Source organism: Desulfococcus sp. (assembly GCF_050178255.1).
Lineage (GTDB): Bacteria > Desulfobacterota > Desulfobacteria > Desulfobacterales > Desulfococcaceae > Desulfococcus > Desulfococcus multivorans.
The window spans coordinates 17,936-40,178 of the sequence record NZ_JBFXGG010000010.1 but is presented as its reverse complement, the minus strand read 5'-3'; the positions used below and the strand labels follow the sequence as shown (position 1 = coordinate 40,178).

Sequence of the window (22,243 nt, the reverse complement as noted above, 5' to 3'; positions counted from 1 at the left end):
CCTTTCTGCGCTACACGCCGGCTTTGTTCCGGAGCGTTTCCGCCATGTGGGTCTCTTCCCAGGTAAATCCGGGCTCGTTCCGGCCGAAATGACCGTAAGCGGCGGTATTGTGGAAAATGGGCTTCAGGAGGTCCAGATACTCGATGATGGCGGCCGGTCGGAGATCAAAGGTGTCCAGGATGATGTCGCGGGCAACCTTCGTGGGAATCTTGCCAGTTCCCATCATGTCCACCAGAATGGAAACCGGTTCCGCCACGCCGATGGCATAGGCCATCTGAACTTCGCATTTTTTCGCGAGGCCCGCCGCCACAATGTTCTTGGCTACGTGGCGTGCCATGTAGGATGCGCTCCGGTCCACCTTGGAGGGGTCTTTTCCCGAAAAGCACCCGCCGCCGTGGCTGCCCTGGCCGCCGTAAGTGTCCACGATGATCTTGCGTCCGGTGAGGCCGCAGTCGCCCATGGGGCCGCCGATGACGAATTTGCCGGTGGAGTTGATGAAATATCGTGTGTCCCCGTCGATCATGCTTTTGGGGATGACCTTTTTGATGACCTCTTCGATGACGGCTTCCCGGAGCTGATCGTAGGTGACGTCGGGCTTGTGCTGGGCCGCGATGACAATGGTGTCGACCCGTTTCGGGGTGCCGTTTTCGTACTCGATGGTGACCTGGGCCTTGCCGTCGGGTCTCAGAAAGTCGAGGGCGCCGTTCTTTCGGACCTTTGCCAGGCGGCGGGTCAACTTGTGGGCATAGGTGATGGGCATGGGCATGAGTTCTTCGGTTTCGTCGGATGCGAAGCCGAACATCAGCCCCTGATCCCCCGCGCCCTGGTCCTTGAAGAGGCCCTCGCCTTGATTCACCCCCTGGGCGATGTCCGGAGACTGATGGTCGATGCTGGTCAGAACGGCGCAGGTTTGCCAGTCAAACCCCATCTGGGAGGAGTGATATCCGATGTCCCGGATGGTTTCCCGCACCACCTGAGGCATATCGACGTAGCAGTCGGTGGTGATCTCTCCGGCAATGACGGCCATACCGGTGGTGACCAGGGTCTCACAAGCCACGCGGCAGCGTTTGTCCTGTGCCATGATGGCATCCAGAATGGCATCGGATATGGCGTCGGCAACCTTGTCGGGATGACCTTCGGTTACCGATTCAGAGGTAAAATAGTAGCTATCGGGCATGCGTAACTCTCCTTCTTCTCTCGATCTGGGTACCGCTCGTTTTCACCGGACGCTCATGCCGCCGGTCGTTTTTCAGGGCGGGAGGCCGGAGACGGCGATATTATGGTGTTAAAAGGGTATTGTCAATGAGGCGGGTTTTCCCAATCTTGACGGCCAGAGCCATGCGGGCCGGACTGTCAACGACGGTGAGGGATTCGATGGTCTCCGGATCGAAGATTTCGATATAATCGATGACGGCATCGGGATGGACCTCGATGATTTTTCGCGCGGCGGCGATGAGCTCGGAAACGTTTCGGACACCCGCCTGCACCATCTTTCCGGCCTGATTGAGGGCCTGGGACAGACACAGGGCGCGTTTCCGCTCTTCGGGCGAAAGGTAGCTGTTCCGGGAACTCATGGCCAACCCGTCATGTTCCCGTACGATGGGCCCGCCAATGATCCGGATGTCGAAGTTGAGGTCGCGGACCATGCGGCGGATGACCATCAGCTGCTGATAGTCCTTTTCACCGAAAACGGCGACGTGGGGCTTGACGATATTGAACAACTTGGTGACCACCGTCGCCACCCCTCTGAAGAACACCGGCCGGGACAACCCGCAGAGATGAAACGGGAGTTTTTCGAGGGTTACATAGGTCTGGTAGTTTTCGCCGTACAGATCCTCGCGGTTCGGATGAAAAATCAGTGTCGCACCGGCCTTTTCGGCCAATTCACAGTCGCGTTCAAACGCCCTCGGATAGGTGTCGAGATCCTCACCGGGACCGAACTGCGTTGGGTTGACGAAGATGCTGACCACCACCTCGTCTCCGTGTCGGCACCCTTCCCGAATGAGAGAGAGGTGTCCCTCGTGAAGGAATCCCATGGTGGGGATGAAGGCGATGGTTCCGCCCTGGCGCCTTGCCTGGTCGGCAAAGGCCTGCATGTCTCTGGGGAAGGATATGATCTTGATAGCCGGCCTCGATATTTGACAAACAGATTGTGGTCTATAAATATGATGATACATCGACGGATAGACCGTAGACCAAACCCATCGAAATGTCAATGCCTCTATGCGCAGCGGGGGAATTTTAGAGGCTTAAGGGCGGCTGAAGGCTGAAGACAGAAGGCTAAAGGTTGAAGACAGAGAGCGGAGGACGGAGGGCGGAGGGCGGAAAACCGAAGCCGGAAGGGGTGCAAAGCCTCTTTCGCCGCAGACGCACCCCTTCAGTCTTCAGTCTTCAGCCTTCAGCCTATTTCCCAAAACCCTCATTTATTCATTGAATCCCTGTTCTCTTGTGCTATATAAACCCGTTGGTGTCGGCAGGAGAATTTCAAGGATTTGCTGATGCGGCTTGACGGCCGGCCTCAAGAGACGGGGCCTCGGGAAAGGGGACGTGTGACGCGCCATGGGTGATCGAATCGTCAGGGAATGCCGACGGTGCGGGGTTTGCTGCAAAAAGGGCGGGCCGACGCTCCACAGAGCGGATCGACGTCTCGTGGATGAAGGGATTATTCCGCTGAACCACCTTTACACGATCCGCAGGGGGGAGCCGGCCTACGACAATATCGCAGGGGCCGTCTTTCCGGTTTCCGACGATCTGATCAAGATCAAAGGCGCCGGGGACACCTGGGCGTGTCTGTATTACGACGATGTCCTTAAGGGGTGCCGGATATACGGCGACAGGCCCGTGGAATGCCGAATACTGAAGTGTTGGGATACAACGGCAATCGAGGCGATGTACCGATCGGATCGGCTGACCCGGAAAGATCTGATCGGCGGCGTGCCGGGACTCTGGGATCTGGTGCTTGACCACCAGGCCCGCTGCGGTTACGAAGAGATCGGATCCCTTGTCGCCGGGATTCGGCAGGGGGAGGCTGCATCCCTGGAAAGGCTTCGCACCATGGTGCGCTACGACGGCAGCCTGAGACAATTGGTGGTGGAAAAGGGGCTTACCGGCACCCGGATGACGGATTTTCTGTTTGGACGGCCCATGGTCGACACGCTGAAACCCATGGGCGTGAATGTCCGCGATTTACGAAGACATCAAACTTGAAGGAGGCACAAATGGCGTTTGAAACGGTTATCTTGAACAGAGACGGCGATATCGGCATGATTACCCTCAATCGACCGGAACAGTTCAATACATTCTCCTCTCAAATGGCACGGGAAATGAACGCGGCGCTGGCGGAACTGGACGCGGACGAGAGCATTCGGGTCGTCATCGTGAAAGGGGCCGGAAAGGTCTTTTCCACCGGCATCGACATCACGGAATATCCCGGTAAAACCGCAACGGAATACCACGAATGGATCTCCCTGATGGAGAAGATGCACGCCGTCATCGCCGGTATGAAAAAGCCGGTCATTGCCATGGCCCACAAGTACGCGGTGGCCAACGGGGCCGGCCTGGTGTTCGCCGCCGATTTCGCCGTCATTTCAGATGATACCCAGATCGGCACCACCGCCATCAACGTCGGCCTTCTCTGCACGGGCCCCATCATTCCCATCGCAGACCGGCTGGGGAAGAAAAAGACCATGGAGATGCTCCTCTCGGGGGACATGATCAACGCGCGGGAGGCTGAAGCCCTGGGCCTGGTCAACAAGGTCGTCCCGGCCGACAAGCTCGAGGAGGAGACCCTGGCGCTGGCGCGCAAGCTGGCCGACAAAAGCCCGACGGCCGTCCGCATGGGGAAGGAATTTTATTACAAGATGCAGGAAATGCCGTTTTCACGGCGGTTTACCTATAATGCCGAGCTGTTTGCCCGGCTCTGCACCACCGAGGATGCCCGGGAGGGGATCAGCGCTTTTCTTGAAAAGCGGAAGCCCGTCTGGAAGGGCAAGTGAGCGAGGTAAGACAATGAGAGATATCGTGACCCGGCTTAAAGAGGGATTGTCAACGGCAACGGAGGTCGCCAGACGCAAGGCGACCGAAACCAAGAACAAGATCGATCGGCGCTTGAACCAGGATCTTTTCGAGGCGGTGATTGCGGGCTCCGTGCTCATCATGAACACCGGCACGGTCGAAAAAGATGCAAAGGATCGTGCAAACGAGGAACACAAGCTGCTCATCAGCCTGGCGGAAAAGGGGATCACCAATTTTTTTACCCAGGAGGAGATCACCCAGACGCTGTCCAAATACCTCTCCGTTTACGAGACCGGCGGCTTCCTGGCCGGGTACGGCTATTGCGTTGCCGCCGTCGCACAGTTGAAAAAAGAGGCGGATATCCGCCTGTTGATCCGTTTCATGTACGACGTCAGCGCCGCGGACGGTTTTTCGGATCCGGCGGAGCGTCAGGCGATTGTGGATGTGGCCGGGTTTCTGGGCTTCGCGGGATATACCGCCGTGGAGCCGGAGCTGACGGGATATCTACCCTTCAAGGCATCTGATACGCCTCGCCGGGCCCAGGCCCCCATGCCGGAACCCCCATCCGCGCCGCCGCGTCTTCAGGGCTCGGCCGCCGAAACGGATGCCTCCCCGAAACCGCCGGAATCCAACAAGGACGACGGCATACCGGATTGGATGCGATAGGCGGACCTCACGGGGATCGACCCATCATCCCGGAGACCCGAGTCTCAACCGGGATGATGGCATCGCCCACCGGCCGGAACCCCGGTCGACACCGCAAGTTAAGGTTGACACCTCATTCTAAATGACATAGCATTCGCCGCTTGTATTCCAGCGTATTTTTCCCCACATGGGATTCAATTATCTATAGACGACAGGTAAATCGACGATATGGAAAAAAGTGATGTGTTACTGAAGCGGAAACAGAAGATTTCGGAACTGAAGGAAATGGGGGTCAATCTCTATCCCAATGATTTCAAGGTGTCCCATGAAGTCCTGGACATACGACGGCTTTCGGAGACCCAACCCGGGATTGCGGCCCGGGAAACCACGGTTTTTTCAGTGGCCGGGCGCATCATGGCCGTCAACCGCTTCGGAAAATCCGCCTTTATCCGGTTCAAGGACCAGAGTGGACAGCTTCAGGCCTATGTCCGGCAGGACAAGGTGGGGACCGATGGCTATACGCTGTTCAAACAGATGGACGTCGGTGATTTTGTCGGGCTGGTCGGTACCCTGTTTCAGACCAAGACCGGTGAATGGACCCTTCTGGCCTCCCAGGTGCGCCTCCTCAGCAAGGCGGTTCGCCCGCTGCCCGAAAAATTCCACGGCCTGAAAGATCCGGAAAAGCGGTATCGAAGACGATATGTCGATCTGATCATGAATCCCGAGGTTCGGGATATTTTCGTCAAACGAAGTCGGATCATCCAGGCCGTGCGCACCTTCCTTCTGGACCGGAACTATCTGGAGGTCGAGACCCCCATGATGCAGCCGATTCCCGGCGGTGCGGAAGCCGAACCGTTCGTTACCCATCACAATGCCCTCGGCATGGATCTCTATCTTCGCATTGCGCCGGAACTCTACCTCAAACGCCTGGTGGTGGGCGGTTTCGAGCGGGTATTTGAAATCAATCGCAATTTCCGGAACGAGGGCGTATCGACCCAGCACAATCCCGAATTCACCATGGTCGAATTCTATCAGGCTTACGCGACCTTCACGGACCTGATGGCGTTGACCGAGGAGATGTTCGCCGATGTGGCGGAAACGGTGACGGGCTCGACCCGGATCACCTACCAGGGGAGCGAGATCGATTTCGCAAAAGGGTGGCGTCGAATGACGCTTGCGGAATCCCTTGAAAAAATCGGCGGCGTGGCTCCCGACATCCTGAACGACAAGGAAAAACTTCTCGCCCTTGCCGCGGACAAAGGGATCAAAATGACCAAAACCGGCCGTCTCGGAAAGGTCATCACCAAGCTTTTCGACGCCCTCGTGGAGCCCGAGCTGATCCAGCCCACCTTCATCACCGGCTACCCGGTGGAGGTGTCGCCCCTTTCACGACGGAGTGATACCTCGCCGGAGTTGACCGAGCGATTCGAACTCTTTATCGCCGGGAGGGAAATCGCCAACGGCTTTTCGGAGCTCAATGACCCCGAAGATCAGAAAGAGCGATTTCTGCAGCAGGTGGCGGATCGTGATGCCGGCGACAAGGAGGCCCACTTCATGGATGAAGATTATATTGAAGCCCTGGAATACGGAATGCCGCCCACCGCCGGAGAAGGCATCGGGATCGACCGACTGGCTATGCTGTTGACCGATGCGGCATCCATCCGGGAGGTGATTCTTTTCCCCCACATGAAAACGAAATAGGGCGATTTGACCTTCGGCGGAATTTTCAGGACGGATCGGCCCGGACGGGGTCCGGTCATGGGATTTGAGCTGTTCATCGCCGGACGCTATCTCAGGGCCCGGCGGAAATATCGTTTCATCTCCCTGATCACCTTCCTTTCCGTTGCGGGCGTAACGGTGGGGGTCATGGCCCTGATCGTGGTGATCGCGGTGATGGCCGGTTTTGAGTCCGACCTGAAAAAAAGAATTCTCGGGATCGACCCCCATATCGTGCTGGAGCGATCCGACGGGCAGCTGACGGACTATCAGCGGCTCTGCGAACGTATGAAGGCGTTTGACGGTGTTACATCGGCAGCGCCGTTCATTACCACCCAGACCCTGTTGCGGTCGGGTGTCGGCATTGCCGGGTCCGTTGTCCGGGGGATCGATCCCAATGCCGTGGATGTCGTGATTCAGGGGATGGAAAACCTCGGTCTGACCGCGTTGAGGGACCTCGAGCGCGATGATGCCGGTTCTGATCCGGCCTTGCCGGGCATCGTTCTGGGTCATGAGCTCGCCCGATCCCTGGGGGTGATCGAACAAGACCAGCTTTACCTGATCTCTCCTCGGGGCATGGTGTCGCCCGTGGGGCACATGCCCGCCATGAAGCGGTTTCGGGTTGTCGGCATCTTCGAAACCGGCATGTACGAATATGACGGCTCCCTGGCGTTCATTCGTCTGGAAGACGCCCAGCAGATGCTTCGCATGGGCCGGACCGTCACCGGTATCGAGATGCGTGTCGACGATATCTACGATGCGGGAAAGATCGTGAAATCGATTCTGAAGGAGCTGGGCGCGCCCTACACCGCCAGGGACTGGATGGAGATGAACCGGAATTTTTTCTCCGCCCTCAAGCTGGAAAAGACCATGATGTTCATCCTCCTGACGCTGATCGTCCTGGTGGCGGCCTTCAATATTTCAAGCTCCCTGATCATGATGGTTATGGAAAAAACACGGGATATCGCTATCTTAAAGGCCATGGGCGCCACAAACGACGCCATTCGACGCATATTCGTATTCAAAGGCGTCGCCGTCGGGATTTTCGGGACCCTTCTCGGCGGGGGGCTGGGAACCCTCTTATGCCTTCTGCTCAAACGGTACGAATTCGTCAAACTGCCGTCGGACGTCTATTACATCACCACCCTGCCGGTTCAGCTGGAGTGGTCCATGGTCGTCCTGATCGGTTTGTCGACTTTGGCCATCTGCCTCCTGGCGACCTTGTATCCGGCGGGTCGGGCAGCCGGGCTGAACCCATCGGAGGCGCTGCGCCATGGTTGACGAAAACGCCAAAAGACACCCGTTCATCCACGGAACACCGTTGGTACAAGGCTGCAACATCCACAAAGGCTTCAATACGGACAACCGACGGATTGAAGTGCTGACGGGGTTGAATTTCATTCTCCAACAGGGAGAGACCGTGGCCGTCACCGGTCCTTCGGGGATAGGGAAGTCAACGCTGCTGCACATCCTGGGGACCCTGGACCGTCCCGATCACGGCACGCTGCTCTTTAACGGCGAGAACGTTTTCCGTTTCAATTCGGATCGACTGGCCGCCTTTCGAAACGCATCCATCGGTTTCGTGTTCCAGTTTCATCACCTTCTCGCTGAATTCAGCGCTCTCGAGAATGCCATGATGCCGCTTCTCATCAACGGTCGACCCAGGGGCGAGGCGGAGGAGACGGCAAGAAAACTGCTGGTGAGGGTCGGACTGGACAATCGCCTGACCCACCGGGTCAACCAGCTGTCCGGAGGAGAGCAGCAGCGGGTGGCTCTGGCAAGGGCACTGGTGTTGTCCCCCGCGCTGCTCCTGGCGGATGAACCCACCGGGAACCTGGACAAAAAAAACAGCGAACACGTCCATGAACTGCTCTATGAACTGAATCGGGAGTTGGGCATGACGCTGGTCGTCGTCACCCACAGCACCGCGCTTGCGGCCTATATGCGGCGGCGAGTGACGCTTTCGGAAGGGCGTCTGATGGAAGAGGGCAAACAGGAATGATTAACGTCTGGCAGGTTGAAAGGGACGTGACATGGTGAAACCGTTGAAGCTGTCGCTGTTGTTGATATTGTTGCTTTTCCCCGGCATGGCCTGGGCACTGGAAACCGTCCGCGTCGTGGTGCTGCCGTTCGAGATCAATGCCCGGGAGGGCCGGGAATATCTGCAAGAAAATCTTCCCGAGGTCATTGCGTCCTATCTCAAACAGGAAGGGGCCGAGATTGTGGCCGTCGGCGAAAAGACGGATACGGCTCGGCAGACGCTTGTCACCGACATCCCGGGGATTCGGCGTTTCGGCCGGGAAAGGAATGCCGAGCAGGTCATCTGGGGCAGCCTGACCCGTGTCGGAGAGCGCATCAGCATCGATGCCAAAATGGTGTCGGCGGTGGAGGATACCGAGCCGATGCTGTTTTTCACTGAAGGGCGGGGGGTGGAGAACCTTTCCGTCATGGTGAAAAAACTTGTCGGTGACATCAGCCTGAGACTCTTCAAGCGGGAGACGGTGGCTCGGATCGAGGTTGTCGGAAACGAGCGTATCGAAGAGGACGCCATCAAGAGAAACATCCGCACCCGCGAAGGGGAGGCGCTCGTTCCCGGCACCCTGTCGGAGGATTTGAAACGGGTTTACAACATGGGGTATTTCGATGATATCAAGATCAAATCCGAGGATGAGCCCCAGGGCAAGGCGATTATTTTCGAGGTCAAGGAAAAACCGACCATCAGGCGGGTGAGGATTACGGGGAACCGGATTTTCGACGACACGGACGTCTCGGAGGCGCTCAGCATCAAGCGGGGATCGATCCTTAACATGTACATGGTCAAGAGTAACATCAAGCGGATCGAATCCATGTACAAGGAGAAGAACTACCACAATGTCAAGGTCGATTATAACGTGCTGTCTCTGGAAAAGAACCAGGCCGATCTGGAATTCGTTGTGGAGGAAGGCGGGAAGGTCCGCATCAAGGAAATCAAGTTCATCGGTAATCAGGCCTATTCCGAATCGGACCTCAAAAAGGTGATGAAGACATCGGAAAAAGGGTTTTGGTCCTGGATCACCTCGTCCGGAGAATTGAGCAGTGAAAACCTCAAACAGGACGCTTCCCTGCTGACGTCGTTTTATCACAACAGCGGATATGTGGACGCCAAGGTCGGAAGCCCGGAGATCGTCTATGAGGGCGACTGGATCTACATTACGATAAAGATCGATGAAGGCTCCCGTTACAAGGTTGGAGACGTCTCGGCACGGGGGGATCTCATTTTGCCGGAAGAAGACCTGATGGCGTCCCTCAACATCCGAAAGGAGACCTATTACAGCCGCGAAGTGGTTCGGGGGGATGTCCTGCGACTGACGGATATTTATTCCGACGAGGGTTATGCCTATGCCGATATCGCACCCTTGATCCAGAAAGACGATCAGTCGCTTCTGGTGAACATTATCTACGAGATCAACCAGGGTGAGCAGGTGCGGTTCGAGAGGATCAACATCAGCGGCAACACCAAGACGCGGGACAAGGTCATCCGACGCCAACTGACGGTCAACGAGGACGGCCTCTACAGCGGTCGAAAGCTTAAACGGAGTATCACCAATCTGCATCGGCTGGATTACTTCGAGGACGTCAAGGTCAACACCCTCAAGGGCTCCGGCGAGGACAAGATGATCCTGGATCTCGAGGTCACCGAAAAACCGACCGGCACCTTCAGCTTCGGCGGCGGGTACAGCAGCACGGAAAACGTTTTTATCATGGGTTCCATTGCGCAGCGAAATCTGTTCGGTCGCGGCCAGACGCTCATGCTGAGGGGGGAGCTGGGGTCCCAGACGACTCGATATACCCTGAGCTTCACGGAGCCCTGGCTGTTTGATATTCCGCTGTCCGCGGGTTTCGATCTCTACAACTGGGACCGGGACTATGATACCTATGACAGGGAATCGGTCGGCGGGGCCGTTCGCTTCGGCTATCCCGTCTTCGACTACACGCGGGCCTACCTGAGCTATCGGTTCGACGTCAGCGAGATCGAGGATATCACCGAGGATGCATCCCGGGACGTGAAGGAGCTCAAGGGTGAAAACACCACCAGCTCGGTCCTGGCGACCCTCCGCTACGACTCCAGGGACCGGGTGTTCAATCCGACCCGCGGCGGTCTTCATGAGATCAGCCTCGAATACGCCGGACTGGGCGGCGATATCGGCTTTACCAAGGTCATCGGAGAGGTGGGGCAATACTTTCCCCTGTTCTGGGACACCGTCGGCCGCCTGCGGGGACGCGGCGGATATGTGACCAAGTCGTCGGGCATGCTTCTGCCCGACTACGAGAAATTCTATCTGGGGGGCATCGATACCATTCGCGGTTATGGATGGCGGGATATCGCTCTGTTTGACGAGGACGGCGCGGAGATCGGCGGCGAGAAATTCGTTCAGTTCAACGCCGAATACATTTTTCCGTTGATCGAAAAGGCCGGCATGGTCGGGGTGGTGTTCTACGACGCCGGCAACGTATACGCGCACTCGGACACCGTCGATTTCGGGGATCTGCGCCAGAGCGTCGGCGGCGGGATCCGCTGGTATTCACCCATGGGACCCATTCGAATCGAATACGGCTACCGGCTCGATCCCATTGAAGGCGACAGCAAAGGCGGAAAATGGGAATTCGCCATGGGAAGCGCGTTTTAGCCTTGTCTGAAAATCGGAACGGATGTGCGTCACGGGATGACGTGCAACAACAATAACAACATGGAGACGTCACCCTTCGGTGGCGGCTGAAGAGCGTGGGAGGTTGTTTTGAAAGTCTATCGAATCGCAGGTGTGATGGTACTCATCACCGCATTGCTGGCAACCGGGGCAATCGCCGCCGATCTCAAGATCGGCGTCATCGATTTTCAACGGGTTCTCAGGGAGTCGAACGGCGGTAAAGCCGCAAAAGCGGAGATTGAGAGAAGAGGAAAATCCCTGGAATCGTCCCTGATGAAAAAGGGCAAGGAACTGGAGGCGGAAAAGGAAAAGCTGGAAGCCGAGGCCATGGTGATGAAACCCGAAGCCCGGGAAAACAAGGCCCGGGATTTCAAGATCAAGGTCATGGATTTTCAGGCCCTCCAGAAAAAATCCGCCGATGACTTCAAACAGTATGAGGTCGATGTGATCCGCCGGGTGCAGAAAGAGGTATTCGGTTTGGTGGAAAACATCGGGAAGAAGGGGAATTACACCCTGATCCTTGAAAAAGGCGCGGCGCTTTATCACCCGAACAGCATCGACATCACCGATCAGTTGATCAAGATGTACGACAAAAAATAGCGGGGCGAGCCCATATGAAACAGACCCTTGCGCAGATTGCCCGGCATGTCGGCGGAGAGGTTCGAGGGAACCCGGAGCTGGAAATCACCGGTGCGGCGCCGTTCGATCAGGCTGCGGAGACAGACATCACGTTGGCTGCGCGCCCGAAATTTCTGAAACGCATCGGCGAAACCCGGGCCGGCGCCGTCATCGTTCCCCTCGATTTTCAGGACAGCTCGCGCACGGTGCTGGCGGCGGCCAACCCAGCGGTGGCCTTCGCCAAAGCCATCGCGCTCCTCTTCCCCGCGCCCGGGCCCAAAGACGATATCAGCTCAGGAGCCCACGTTGGAAAAGACGTCCGGATGGGCCTTCGGGTCTCCATCGGACCATCGGCTGTGATCGGCGATCGGGTTCGCATCGGCGATCGGGTTCGGATTCATCCGGGGGTGGTCATCGAGTCGGACGTCATCGTGGGGGATGACGTCGAGGTCTATCCGAATGTCACGATCCGTTCACGGTGTCGCATCGGCAACCGGGTCGTCATTCACCCGGGGACCGTCATCGGCGGCGACGGATTCGGTTTTTCGCCCGACGGAAAACACTACCACAAAATTCCGCACACCGGCATCGTTCAGATTGACGACGACGTCGAGATCGGGGCCTTGAACGCCATCGACCGGGCCACTTTCGGCAGAACGTGGATTCAACGGGGCGTCAAGACCGACAACCTGGTGCACGTGGCCCACAACGTCACCGTCGGGGAGGACACGTTGCTGGTGGCCCAGGTGGGCATCGCCGGCAGCGCCGTCATCGGCAGGCATGCCGTTCTCGCCGGCCAGGCAGGCATCACCGGACATATCACCATCGGAGACAATGCCGTCGTGGGTCCCCAGGCCGGCGTCGGCAGGCCCGTACCCGACGGCGAGGTGGTGTCGGGGTCTCCGGAAATGCCCCACAAGCTGTGGCTCAGGGTCCAGCGCATCATTCCCGGACTGCCCGAATTGAAAAAGAAGCTGTCCGAACTGGAAAAACGGCTGAAAAAGGTTGAGGAAAATGGATAGCGTATACAGCGTCACGGACATCATGAAATTCCTCCCCCACCGGTACCCCTTCATCCTGGTGGACAGGATTCTCGAACTCGAACCGGGCAAACGCGTCAAAGCCCTGAAAAACGTCACCATCAACGAGCCCTTTTTTCAGGGACATTTTCCTCGGAACCCGATCATGCCGGGGGTGCTGATCCTCGAGGCGATGGCACAGGCCGGCGGCGTCCTGGTCATTGAATCGCTTCCGCCGGAAAAGCACGGATCCCTCGTCTATTTCATGGGCATCGACAAGGCCCGCTTCAGACAGCCCGTCGTTCCCGGCGATCAGTTGATCTTCGACATCGAGATCATCAAATCCCGCGGCAGGGCGGCAAAACTGGCGGGTGTTGCGAGCGTCGACGGAAAGCGGGTCGCGGAAGCCGAGGTCATGGCGACCATTGGAGAACAGTCATGATACATCCCACAGCTATTATCGATCCCAGGGCCGAAATCGATTCAAACGTCAAGATCGGACCGTATTCCATCATTCGCGAGCATGTCGTGATCGGCTCGGGCACGGAAATCGGCCCGCATGTGGCCGTCGACCCCTACACGACCATCGGCCCCGATTGCCGGATCTTTCAATTCGCCTCCATCGGCGCGACGCCCCAGGCGATCAAGTTCGAAGGTGAAAAGACCTTTGTGAAGATCGGAAGAGGCACCATTATCCGGGAGTTCGTCACCATCAACCGGGGAACGGGATTCGGCGGCGGCGTTACCGAGGTGGGTGAAGAGAATTTTCTGATGGCCTATTGCCACATCGCACACGATTGCAAGACGGGAAAACAGGTCATTCTGGCCAACAGCGCGACACTGGCCGGCCACATCACCATCGAAGACTTTGTGACGGTGGGGGGCCTGGTGGCCATCCATCAGTTCGTGAGAATCGGAAAATACGCCTACGTCGGCGGCAAGTCGGCAGTGGTGAAAGACATCCCGCCCTATGTGATTGCGGCCGGCGACCGGGCCACGCTTCACGGCCTCAACAAGGTGGGCCTGAAACGGCGGGGCATGAGCGAGGAGACCCTCTCCGCATTGAAGAAAGCCTACAGGATTCTGTTTCGCTTCGGACTGACGATGAACGAAGCCATGGAGCGGGTGAAAGCCGAGATCGACCCGACTCCGGAAGTGGCGCATCTCATAGAATTCATAGAGTCCTCCACACGCGGCATCACGCGGTGAGGGGGAGAGCCTTCAGCCTCCTCAATAAATCCGTGATAGGGTGAATATGGAAAAGCTTCGGGTCGGTGTGATCGGGATCGGATACATCGGGAAATTTCATGCTGAAAAATATGCCAACATGGCGGATGTCGCCTTGGTGGGGATTGTCGATCCGGACCGATCGCGGGCGGACACCGTTGCGGCGGCCCTTCACACCGATGCCTATGCCGACTACCGCGATCTCGGCGGGAAGGTGGATGCGGTCAGCATCGCGGCGCCGACACCCCTGCATTTCGAGATCAGCCGGTATTTTCTGGAACAGGGGGTCGACGTTCTCATCGAAAAACCCATGACGACGACCCTCGAGGAGGCGGACATCCTGATCGGGATTGCCGAAGCCGGGGACCTCATCATTCAGGTCGGCCAGCTGGAGCGGTTCAACTCCGCCGTGGGGGCTCTGAAAGACGTGGTCGAAAAACCCATGTTCATCGAATCCCACCGGCTCAGTATTTTCAAGAGCCGGTGCACGGATGTCAGCGTGGTGCTGGACCTCATGATTCACGACATCGACATTATTCTCAATCTGGTCAAGTCCGAGGTCAAAAGTATTCACGCCGCCGGCATTCCCGCGGTTTCCGACCATGTGGACATCGCCAACGCCCGCCTCGAATTCGAGACCGGATGCGTTGCCAACGTCACGGCGAGCCGCATATCCATTAAAAACGAACGCAAGATCCGCCTTTTTCAGAAAAATGCCTATATCTCCGTCGATTTCGCCAGGCATGAAATCACCATTATACGCAAGGACGGGAGCCAGGAAGGCGGCATTATCCCCGGCATGGCCATCGAGCAGCGCTGCTTCACCCGGGGGGATGCCCTGGACGATGAATTGAAGGCCTTTGTCCGATCGGTCCGATCCCGGGAAGTCCCCGAGGTCACGGGACAGATGGGAAGGGATGCCCTACGGGTGGCCTTGAGCGTCATGGACCAGATCCAGGCGGCCAACCGCAGGTTCCTGGAACGGTAGTCATGACGAACGGACACCGTCCCAATACCGTCGTGATCGTTGCCGGGGAAGCCTCCGGCGACGCCCACGGGGCCAAGCTGGTTCAGGCCGTGGCGGAAAAGGCCCCCTGGATATCCTTCGTGGGCATCGGCGGCGAGCGGATGGCGTCGGCCGGCGTCGACGTCCGGGTCGATGCATCGGCCCTGTCGGTGGTGGGCCTCACCGAAGTGCTCTCGAAGGCGGGAAATATCCTGAGCGCCATGTCCGCCGCCAAGCGGCTGCTGCGACAGGATCCGGGGCTGATGATCCTGATCGATTACCCTGATTTCAATCTTCACCTGGCGCGTTATGCCAAAAAACGGGGCATCCCCGTGCTCTATTACGTCAGTCCTCAGATATGGGCATGGCGATCGGGCCGGGTTCACAAGATCGGCCGGAGGATCGACCACATGGCCGTGATCCTCCCTTTTGAGGCAGCCTTCTATCGCCGTCACCGCATTCCTGCAACCTTTGTGGGACACCCGCTCCTGGACGAAACCCCGGACGGAGAAGCCGCTGTTCCCGAGGCGTCATCCAATGAAGAATATGCCCGTCTCCTGACGCTTCCTCCGGTCATCGGGCTGTTGCCCGGCTCCCGTGAGGGCGAGGTCGACCGCCTCCTGCCGGTGATGCTGGATGCCGCCGAAATCCTGACCCGGCGCCGGCCCGGGATTCGATTCCTGGTCTCCCGATCGTCATCCGTCAGCCCCCGGCGGCTGTCGGCCGTCATGTCAGCCAGGCGGCCGGCGGCGGAGCTCGAGGTGGTATCGGACGGCCTTTCGGACCTTTACCGCCGATCGACGTTCGTGGTGGCCGTGTCCGGAACCGTCACCCTCGAGACGGCCATCGCCGGCATCCCCATGGCGGTCATCTACAAGGTGTCGCCGCTCAGCTATCGCCTCGGCAGAGCCCTGATCCGGGTCAGACACATCAGCCTCGTCAACCTCATCGCAGGGCATGACCTGGTTCCCGAACTCGTTCAGGACGACGCATCGCCCGAAGGCATCGCGGATACGGTGGCCGATATGCTTTCGGATCCGGAAAGGCTTCTGGAAACACGGCGTGCGCTTCTGGACCTGAAACGGCGCCTGGGGGGCTCCGGTGCCTCGCGTCGAACCGCGGAAATCGCCCTCGATCTTCTTTCGGCCGGAAATCCGGGGGACGAGGCATGATGACAGAACGCCAATGGCAGTGGGTGGGGCTGTTGGGATCCTGGATCATTCGCCTTATTTTTTCGACGGCTCGCATTCGCTGCGAGGGCCCTCCGCTGGAGCGGCTCAGGATGTTGAACAGGCGAGGGCAATTTATCGCCGCAATATGGCATTCCCGCATTCTGATCTTCAGTCATCTTTACAGAGGATGGAAGGCCTCGATCCTCGTGAGCCGTTCCGATGACGGCGAAATTATCGCCCGCATCCTGCAGCGACAGGGATTCGAGACGGTCAGAGGCTCCACGAACAAAGGCGGGCGACAGGCTCTGGCCCTGCTCATCCGGAAAATCAGGGAAGGGGGATCGGCGGTCATGATTCCCGACGGCCCCCAGGGACCCCGATGCCGGGTGCAGCCCGGCATCATCCTTCTGGCCCAGAAGACGGGCGTGCCGATATATCCCATGTCCTACAGCGCCAGACATGCAAAAATCTTCTCGAGTTGGGACCGGTTTATGCTGCCCCGCCCCTTCACCGAGTGCTGCGTTGTATACGGCGATCCGATCCGGGTTCCCGCCGATGCCGACGAAAACGTAAGAGCGGATTACCGACGCCGGCTCGAGGACGCGCTTTGCGCGATTACCCTGAAGGCGGACCGATACTTCGGCCGCGTCACGGACGGATGCCATGATTAGATTCGAGTTGAGACAACGGCATAAAACACTCCTCGGCATGATCCGGGATAATTGGCTGAAGCTTGCCGCGGCCATGGGGTGCATGCTGGTCATCGCCCTGACCACATCGGCCACCGCCTTTCTGGTCAAACCGGTGCTGGACGACATTTTTTTCAGCCGCGATCAGCAGATGCTGATGCTGATCCCCATGGCGGTGGCGGCCATCTATTTTCTCAGGGGCGTCGGCACCTACGGCCAGGACTACCTGATGAACTATGCGGGTGAAAGCGTCATTCGCCGGCTCAGAAACGCCCTTTACAACCGGATCCAGGATCTGCCGCTTTCTTTTTTTCAGGAGGAGAAGACCGGCGTCCTGATGTCCCGCATCACCAACGACGTCAATATCATCAAGGAGATGGTCTCCACGTCGGTCACGAGTCTCCTTCGAGACATCTTCACCATTATCGGACTGACGGCGGTGATCTTTTACCGGGACTGGAAGATGGCCGTCTTTGCCTTTCTGGTCCTGCCGGTCGCCTTTTATCCCATCATCGTGCTGGGGCGGCGCATGCGGCGGGTGAGCACGGGCTGTCAGCAGGCCATGGCGGAGATGAGCGCCTTTCTGCACGAAACCTTTTCCGGGAACAAGATCGTCAAGGCTTTTGGTATGGAATCCTACGAAAAACGACGATTTGCCGAAAAAACTCAAAAACTGTTCCGGTTGGAGATGAAGGCCGTTGTCGTCAACGCGATCTCTTCACCGGTGATGGAGTTTCTGGCCGGCATCGGCATCGCCTTTATCATCTGGTACGGCGGATCCCGGGTGGTGGCGGGCACCTCGACCCCCGGCACCTTTTTTTCCTTCATGGCGGCGGTGCTCATGCTCTATGATCCGGTCAAGAAGTTGAGCAAGCTCAACAACAAGGTGCAACAAGGGCTGGCGGCCACCGACCGCGTCTTCGACATCATTGAACGGGAATCGGAGATCCGGGAGCCCGAACACCCGGTGATGCTCAAGCCGACCCTGCAGCAGATCGTCTTCGACGGGGTCGGCCTTTCCTACAACGGCGGGGAAACCGCGGCGCTTCAGGGGATCGACCTCAGGGTCAACGCCGGCGAGATTCTTGCCCTTGTCGGTATGAGCGGCGGCGGGAAGACCTCCCTCGTCAACCTGATTCCACGGTTCTATGACGTCACGGAGGGCCGGATCCTCATCGACGACACGGATATTCGTCGGTTCTCCGTCGCCTCCCTCCGAAAACAGATCGCCATCGTGACCCAGGACACTATTCTTTTTGATGACACGGTCCGGAACAATATCGCTTACGGAAAACCCGACGCGCCCATGTCGGACGTGATCGCGGCGGCCAGGGCCGCCTACGCCTTCGATTTCATCGAAAGCTTTCCCCATAGATTCGACACCCGGATCGGGGAGTTGGGAAACCGTCTTTCCGGGGGGGAAAAACAACGTCTCTGCATTGCCAGGGCCCTCTTGAAGGATGCGCCGATCCTGATCCTGGACGAAGCGACTTCGGCCCTGGACACGGAATCGGAGATGCTTGTCCAGAGGGCGCTCGAGAATCTCATGCGGGGACGGACGACTTTCGTCATCGCGCATCGCCTGTCCACCATCAGTTATGCCGACCGCATCGTCGTACTGGTCGGCGGAAGGATAGTGGAGGAGGGGACCCATGACGAACTCATGGGCTGCTGCGGCGAATATCACAAGCTCCATACGATGCAGTTCAAACCCGCCGAAAAAAGCGTCGACGACGGCCCGGGTTGAGTTTGCGGAAAGATTCCGTGCCTATTCTCTACAGATACGTCATCCATCAGATTCTGCGATATGCGGCCGTGATCCTGGTCATTGTCGTGGGCATCTATCTTGTGGTGGATTTTTTCGAGCGCATCGACAATTTCATAGAGGCCGGGCTTCCCGTGTCCCGGACCCTGGTTTATCTGGCGTACAAGATCCCGACGATCATTGCCCAGATTCTGCCGGTGGCGCTTCTTCTGGCCGTCATGGTCACCCTCGGGTTGATGGGCAAGCACAACGAGGTGGTGGCCCTTAAAAGCGGCGGCATCAGTTATCACCGTCTCGTCAGACCCCTCGTGGGTGTCGGCGTTCTTTTCAGCCTTCTCCTTTTCATCACCGCCGAGGTTTTCGTCCCGGTGACCGCAGCCAAGTCCAACGCCATCTGGTGGGAGGAGGTGAAACAGCGGTCGGCGGTGCTTTCCCGGGAAAAAAACATCTGGCTGAAGGACGATCAACGGATCGCCCACATCAAGTTTTACGATCGCGACGCAGGGACGGCGCACGGGATCACCGTATACGTCTTCGATGAGGCGTTTCGCATGGTCCGGCGCATTGACGCCGCAACGGCGGTCTATGAACCTTCCCATGCCCGGGGAATCGGTCATTGGCAGCTTTTCGAGCTGATGGAGCAGGTGCTCGATCCGGCTTCCGGGCAGTACCGGGTCTCTTCCGAAGACGGACCCCTTGGGTTCAGCCTCGGCATCACCCCTGAAAATCTCGAGACGGTGGTCAAAAAATCCGAAGAGATGAGCCTTCCGGAACTCCGCGCATACATCCGACGAATTGAATCCGAAGGATATGACGCCACCCGCTACCGGGTCGATTTATACGCAAAGACGGCCTTTCCCTTTGTCTGCGTCATCCTGAGTCTTGTGAGCGCAGGCATCGCCGGCCGTCGGAATGTCCGGGACGGGCTTCCTGTCGGTATTACCTACGGCATCGGCATCGCCTTCCTCTACTGGATATTTTACAGTTTCTGCATCTCCATCGGGTACGGCGGCATGATTCCCCCGGCAGTGGCGGCCTGGACCGCCAATTTTTTGTTTTTATGCCTTGCCGTCTTCGTCCTCATGAGTGTGGCGTGAGGCCATGATCCGGGAACCTTCAGGCATCCGGGCGGCGTTTTGGGCATACGACCGCCTCTGGGGAATGCTTGCGCCGCTGATGCGGCTGCATCCCCGCGTGGCGGAGGGGTTCAGGGAGCGCATCGGCGCATCGATGCCCCAGCCCGCAAGCCTGTGGATCCAGGCGGCCTCCGTGGGGGAGGCCTACCTCGCCCGGGAACTCATGAAGCGCCTGGACCCCGGCCCCGGTCCCGGTCCGTTGAGGGTTCTGCTCACCGCCAACACCCGTCAGGGACTGGAGATCCACCGGGGGACCCGTTGCCTGACGTCCGCCGTCTCGAACCACCGTGTCCGGATCGGGTACTTTCCGTTCGATCGACCGGCCGTCATGAGGCGGATCGTCGCCCGCATTCGACCGAAGGTCACGGTGTTCCTCGAGACGGAAATCTGGCCCGGCCTGCTGCGGGAACTCCGGCGATCCGGATCTCGAACGATGGTCGTCAACGGCAGAATGTCATCCCGCGGTTTTCGTCGGTACCGGCTCTGGCCCGCGTTGTGGCGGCATGTTGCGCCTGACGAGGTCATGGCGGTTTCCGAAGCGGATGCCGATCGTTTCCGGCAATTGTTTCCCGGCGCCGACATCGGGGTGATGTCCAACATCAAGTTCGATCGGCTCGACACGCCGGCGCCTGATGCCGCCGTGAGGGAGCGCCCCCCGGTGTTCTCGCCGCCGGATGCGCCCTTCGTGATTCTCGGATCCGTGCGGAGGCAGGAAGAGGACGCCGTCGCCGCCGTCATCGGCAGGATTCTTTCAGGACCCCACCGACCCGTCATCGGGCTGTTTCCGCGACACCTCCACCGTGTCGGGCCGTGGCGGGCGCGGTTGAACCGAATGGGCGTTCCCTGGGTGCTCCGCTCCGATACCGGCAGACACGCTCCGGAGACGACATCGGGGGGGACGGTCGTGCTGTGGGATGTCATCGGAGAGTTGTCGGCGGCCTATGGATACGCCCACACGGCCTTTGTCGGAGGGAGCCTCGCTCCGCTGGGGGGTCAGAATTTTATCGAAGCGATCCGTTCCGGCGTCATCCCCGTCATCGGCCCTTCATGGGAGGATTTCAGATGGGTGGGGGAGGAGATTTTTGAGCGCGGCCTGGCCCGTATCGCAGCGGATTGGCGTGCGGCGGCCGATCTGTTGGTCCGGGATCTGGATGAGCCCCCCTGCCGGAGCCGGGTGCTCGAGGCGGCGGAGGACTATTTTTCGAGCCGAAAGGGAGGGGCCGAAGCGGCGTGCCGCCGCATTGCCGCCGGTCTGAATGCGTGAGAACACGCCCGTTCGCGGTTTGGCCGGGAAAGCGGCGTCTGAAATCAACCTTCGGGAATATCGAGGAATGTGCGGGAGTTGAAGGGCGGATCAGGCATGACCGATGTGGGGAACGCCCGTATCGGATCTGTTGTGGAACCGTCATTCTTGACAAACGAGAGATATGCAAGTAGTTTTGCGGCAACGCTTACCCAAGGCATCAAGAGGAAACAATGCATGATGAATTCAACATGTCCCTCAAGGGGCATTTCCTGATTGCCATGCCCGGTCTTCTGGATCCCAATTTCGTCCGATCGGTCGTCTGTATTTGCGAACACAATGCCGAAGGGAGTCTCGGCCTGGTCATCAATCGGACGTATCCGTCCCTGGCGGCCAAAGACATCTTCGAGGAGCTGAACATCGAATATCTGCCGGAACAAGCCGATATTCCAATATTCTTCGGTGGGCCTGTTCACATGGACGAGCTTTTCATTCTTCACGGCCCGCCCTTTAACTGGGGACCCTTCGTTGATGTCGGGCCGTCGCTCGCCATGAGCAACAACCGAAATATTCTGGAGGCCATCGCCGACGGCAGAGGGCCGAAATCATTTTTGATCGCCCTTGGGTGCTCCGGCTGGGGGCCGAACCAGATGGAATCGGAGATCATGGAAAACGCGTGGTTGAGCTGCCCGATGTCGCCGGATATCATTTTCGACCGCTCCGTGGCATCCCGATGGGAGGCGGCCGTCCGGAAACTGGGCATCGATCCGGCGCGTCTGACGGATGCGGCCGGTCATGCCTGAATGGGCTTCCAATGCAGCTTCCGGCCCGGGTTGAACCCGGCCGGCGCAGACGGCTTCAATGCCCTCCGTCGCTTTCCCGCGTCAGCAGCTTCTTGCTTTTTTTGAGACATACCTTGTCTTCCTTGACGAAAGCACACACTCTGGGATTATGATATTCTCTGCAGTTCAGCGGGTTGTATAAAGGACACTCCGGATGCTTTTTGGACATGAATAGGGTCTCCGCGGGTTCGGTCGCCGGTCGGGATGCCGGATGAAGCGCCGACGGCGGTGTTCGGTTGGATTGTGGTCCCGGCCGTCTTTCACCGTTCTCACGTATTCAATACCACAAGATGCGCCGGCCCACAAGCGGAGCGACGGCCGGCCCGGCGGGCAAATCGTTTTGACAAGCCCTCGGATTTGTACTACCTGAAGGCTGAAGACTAAAGACTGAAGGCTGAAGACTGAAGGCTAAAGACTGAAGACTGAAGGTTGAAAATTGAACGGGCATAAGGGCACCCCTTCAGCC

20 protein-coding genes are annotated in these 22,243 nt (G+C 58.4%); 18 read left to right on the top strand and 2 right to left on the bottom strand.

Annotated elements, in window-relative coordinates:
• Nucleotides 1-10 precede the first annotated feature (10 nt).
• Both metK and panC read right to left on the bottom strand, forming a co-directional pair.
• Nucleotides 11-1,177 (bottom strand): methionine adenosyltransferase, encoded by a 1,167-nt coding sequence (gene metK, locus AB7S84_RS03715; RefSeq protein WP_020878220.1) that lies wholly within the window; start codon nucleotides 1,175-1,177, stop codon nucleotides 11-13.
• A 100-nt stretch (nucleotides 1,178-1,277) separates the two neighbouring features.
• A complete protein-coding gene (panC, locus tag AB7S84_RS03710; protein ID WP_040416394.1) occupies nucleotides 1,278-2,123 on the bottom strand; it encodes a pantoate--beta-alanine ligase in 846 nt (281 codons plus the stop codon).
• Between the two features lie 436 nt (nucleotides 2,124-2,559).
• Here panC and AB7S84_RS03705 point away from each other — a divergent pair, with 436 nt between their 5' ends.
• The 18 genes from AB7S84_RS03705 to AB7S84_RS03620 all read left to right on the top strand — a co-directional run bounded on the left by AB7S84_RS03705 (nucleotide 2,560) and on the right by AB7S84_RS03620 (nucleotide 21,738).
• On the top strand, nucleotides 2,560-3,207 hold the full coding sequence (locus AB7S84_RS03705) for a YkgJ family cysteine cluster protein (protein WP_040416374.1): 648 nt from the start codon (nucleotides 2,560-2,562) through the stop codon (nucleotides 3,205-3,207).
• An 11-nt stretch (nucleotides 3,208-3,218) separates the two neighbouring features.
• A complete protein-coding gene (locus tag AB7S84_RS03700; RefSeq protein WP_020878223.1) occupies nucleotides 3,219-3,995 on the top strand; it encodes an enoyl-CoA hydratase/isomerase family protein in 777 nt (258 codons plus the stop codon).
• Nucleotides 3,996-4,008: 13 nt separating this feature from the next.
• Nucleotides 4,009-4,680, top strand: coding sequence for a tellurite resistance TerB family protein (locus tag AB7S84_RS03695; RefSeq protein WP_020878224.1), 672 nt, complete (start codon nucleotides 4,009-4,011; stop codon nucleotides 4,678-4,680).
• Between the two features lie 207 nt (nucleotides 4,681-4,887).
• Nucleotides 4,888-6,360, top strand: a complete 1,473-nt coding sequence (gene lysS, locus AB7S84_RS03690) for a lysine--tRNA ligase (RefSeq protein WP_020878225.1) — start codon at nucleotides 4,888-4,890, stop codon at nucleotides 6,358-6,360.
• Between the two features lie 57 nt (nucleotides 6,361-6,417).
• Nucleotides 6,418-7,656 (top strand): lipoprotein-releasing ABC transporter permease subunit, encoded by a 1,239-nt coding sequence (locus tag AB7S84_RS03685; protein WP_428152977.1) that lies wholly within the window; start codon nucleotides 6,418-6,420, stop codon nucleotides 7,654-7,656.
• A complete protein-coding gene (locus tag AB7S84_RS03680) occupies nucleotides 7,649-8,377 on the top strand; it encodes an ABC transporter ATP-binding protein (protein WP_428152975.1) in 729 nt (242 codons plus the stop codon). Before AB7S84_RS03685 ends, AB7S84_RS03680 begins: the two co-directional genes overlap by 8 nt.
• 31 nt (nucleotides 8,378-8,408) lie before the next feature.
• On the top strand, nucleotides 8,409-11,042 hold the full coding sequence (gene bamA / locus AB7S84_RS03675) for an outer membrane protein assembly factor BamA (protein ID WP_020878228.1): 2,634 nt from the start codon (nucleotides 8,409-8,411) through the stop codon (nucleotides 11,040-11,042).
• Nucleotides 11,043-11,150: 108 nt separating this feature from the next.
• Nucleotides 11,151-11,660, top strand: coding sequence for an OmpH family outer membrane protein (locus AB7S84_RS03670; RefSeq protein WP_020878229.1), 510 nt, complete (start codon nucleotides 11,151-11,153; stop codon nucleotides 11,658-11,660).
• Between the two features lie 14 nt (nucleotides 11,661-11,674).
• Nucleotides 11,675-12,700: a UDP-3-O-(3-hydroxymyristoyl)glucosamine N-acyltransferase gene (lpxD, locus tag AB7S84_RS03665; protein ID WP_020878230.1), complete on the top strand. Its 1,026-nt coding sequence runs from the start codon at nucleotides 11,675-11,677 to the stop codon at nucleotides 12,698-12,700.
• Complete coding sequence (fabZ, locus tag AB7S84_RS03660) at nucleotides 12,693-13,139, top strand: 3-hydroxyacyl-ACP dehydratase FabZ (RefSeq protein ID WP_020878231.1); 447 nt, start codon at nucleotides 12,693-12,695, stop codon at nucleotides 13,137-13,139. The genes lpxD and fabZ overlap by 8 nt, the downstream gene beginning before the upstream one ends.
• Complete coding sequence (gene lpxA / locus AB7S84_RS03655) at nucleotides 13,136-13,906, top strand: acyl-ACP--UDP-N-acetylglucosamine O-acyltransferase (protein WP_020878232.1); 771 nt, start codon at nucleotides 13,136-13,138, stop codon at nucleotides 13,904-13,906. Before fabZ ends, lpxA begins: the two co-directional genes overlap by 4 nt.
• A gap of 46 nt (nucleotides 13,907-13,952) precedes the next feature.
• On the top strand, nucleotides 13,953-14,912 hold the full coding sequence (locus AB7S84_RS03650; RefSeq protein ID WP_020878233.1) for a Gfo/Idh/MocA family protein: 960 nt from the start codon (nucleotides 13,953-13,955) through the stop codon (nucleotides 14,910-14,912).
• Between the two features lie 2 nt (nucleotides 14,913-14,914).
• Nucleotides 14,915-16,102: a lipid-A-disaccharide synthase gene (lpxB, locus tag AB7S84_RS03645; protein ID WP_020878234.1), complete on the top strand. Its 1,188-nt coding sequence runs from the start codon at nucleotides 14,915-14,917 to the stop codon at nucleotides 16,100-16,102.
• Nucleotides 16,099-16,773, top strand: coding sequence for a lysophospholipid acyltransferase family protein (locus AB7S84_RS03640; RefSeq protein WP_020878235.1), 675 nt, complete (start codon nucleotides 16,099-16,101; stop codon nucleotides 16,771-16,773). Before lpxB ends, AB7S84_RS03640 begins: the two co-directional genes overlap by 4 nt.
• Complete coding sequence (locus tag AB7S84_RS03635; protein ID WP_020878236.1) at nucleotides 16,766-18,538, top strand: ABC transporter ATP-binding protein; 1,773 nt, start codon at nucleotides 16,766-16,768, stop codon at nucleotides 18,536-18,538. The genes AB7S84_RS03640 and AB7S84_RS03635 overlap by 8 nt, the downstream gene beginning before the upstream one ends.
• Nucleotides 18,539-18,555: 17 nt before the next feature.
• Complete coding sequence (gene lptG, locus AB7S84_RS03630; protein WP_428152969.1) at nucleotides 18,556-19,653, top strand: LPS export ABC transporter permease LptG; 1,098 nt, start codon at nucleotides 18,556-18,558, stop codon at nucleotides 19,651-19,653.
• Nucleotides 19,654-19,657: 4 nt separating this feature from the next.
• Nucleotides 19,658-20,956 (top strand): 3-deoxy-D-manno-octulosonic acid transferase, encoded by a 1,299-nt coding sequence (locus AB7S84_RS03625; protein ID WP_428152967.1) that lies wholly within the window; start codon nucleotides 19,658-19,660, stop codon nucleotides 20,954-20,956.
• 212 nt (nucleotides 20,957-21,168) lie between these two features.
• On the top strand, nucleotides 21,169-21,738 hold the full coding sequence (locus tag AB7S84_RS03620; RefSeq protein ID WP_020878239.1) for a YqgE/AlgH family protein: 570 nt from the start codon (nucleotides 21,169-21,171) through the stop codon (nucleotides 21,736-21,738).
• The last annotated feature ends 505 nt before the right edge of the window (nucleotides 21,739-22,243 follow it).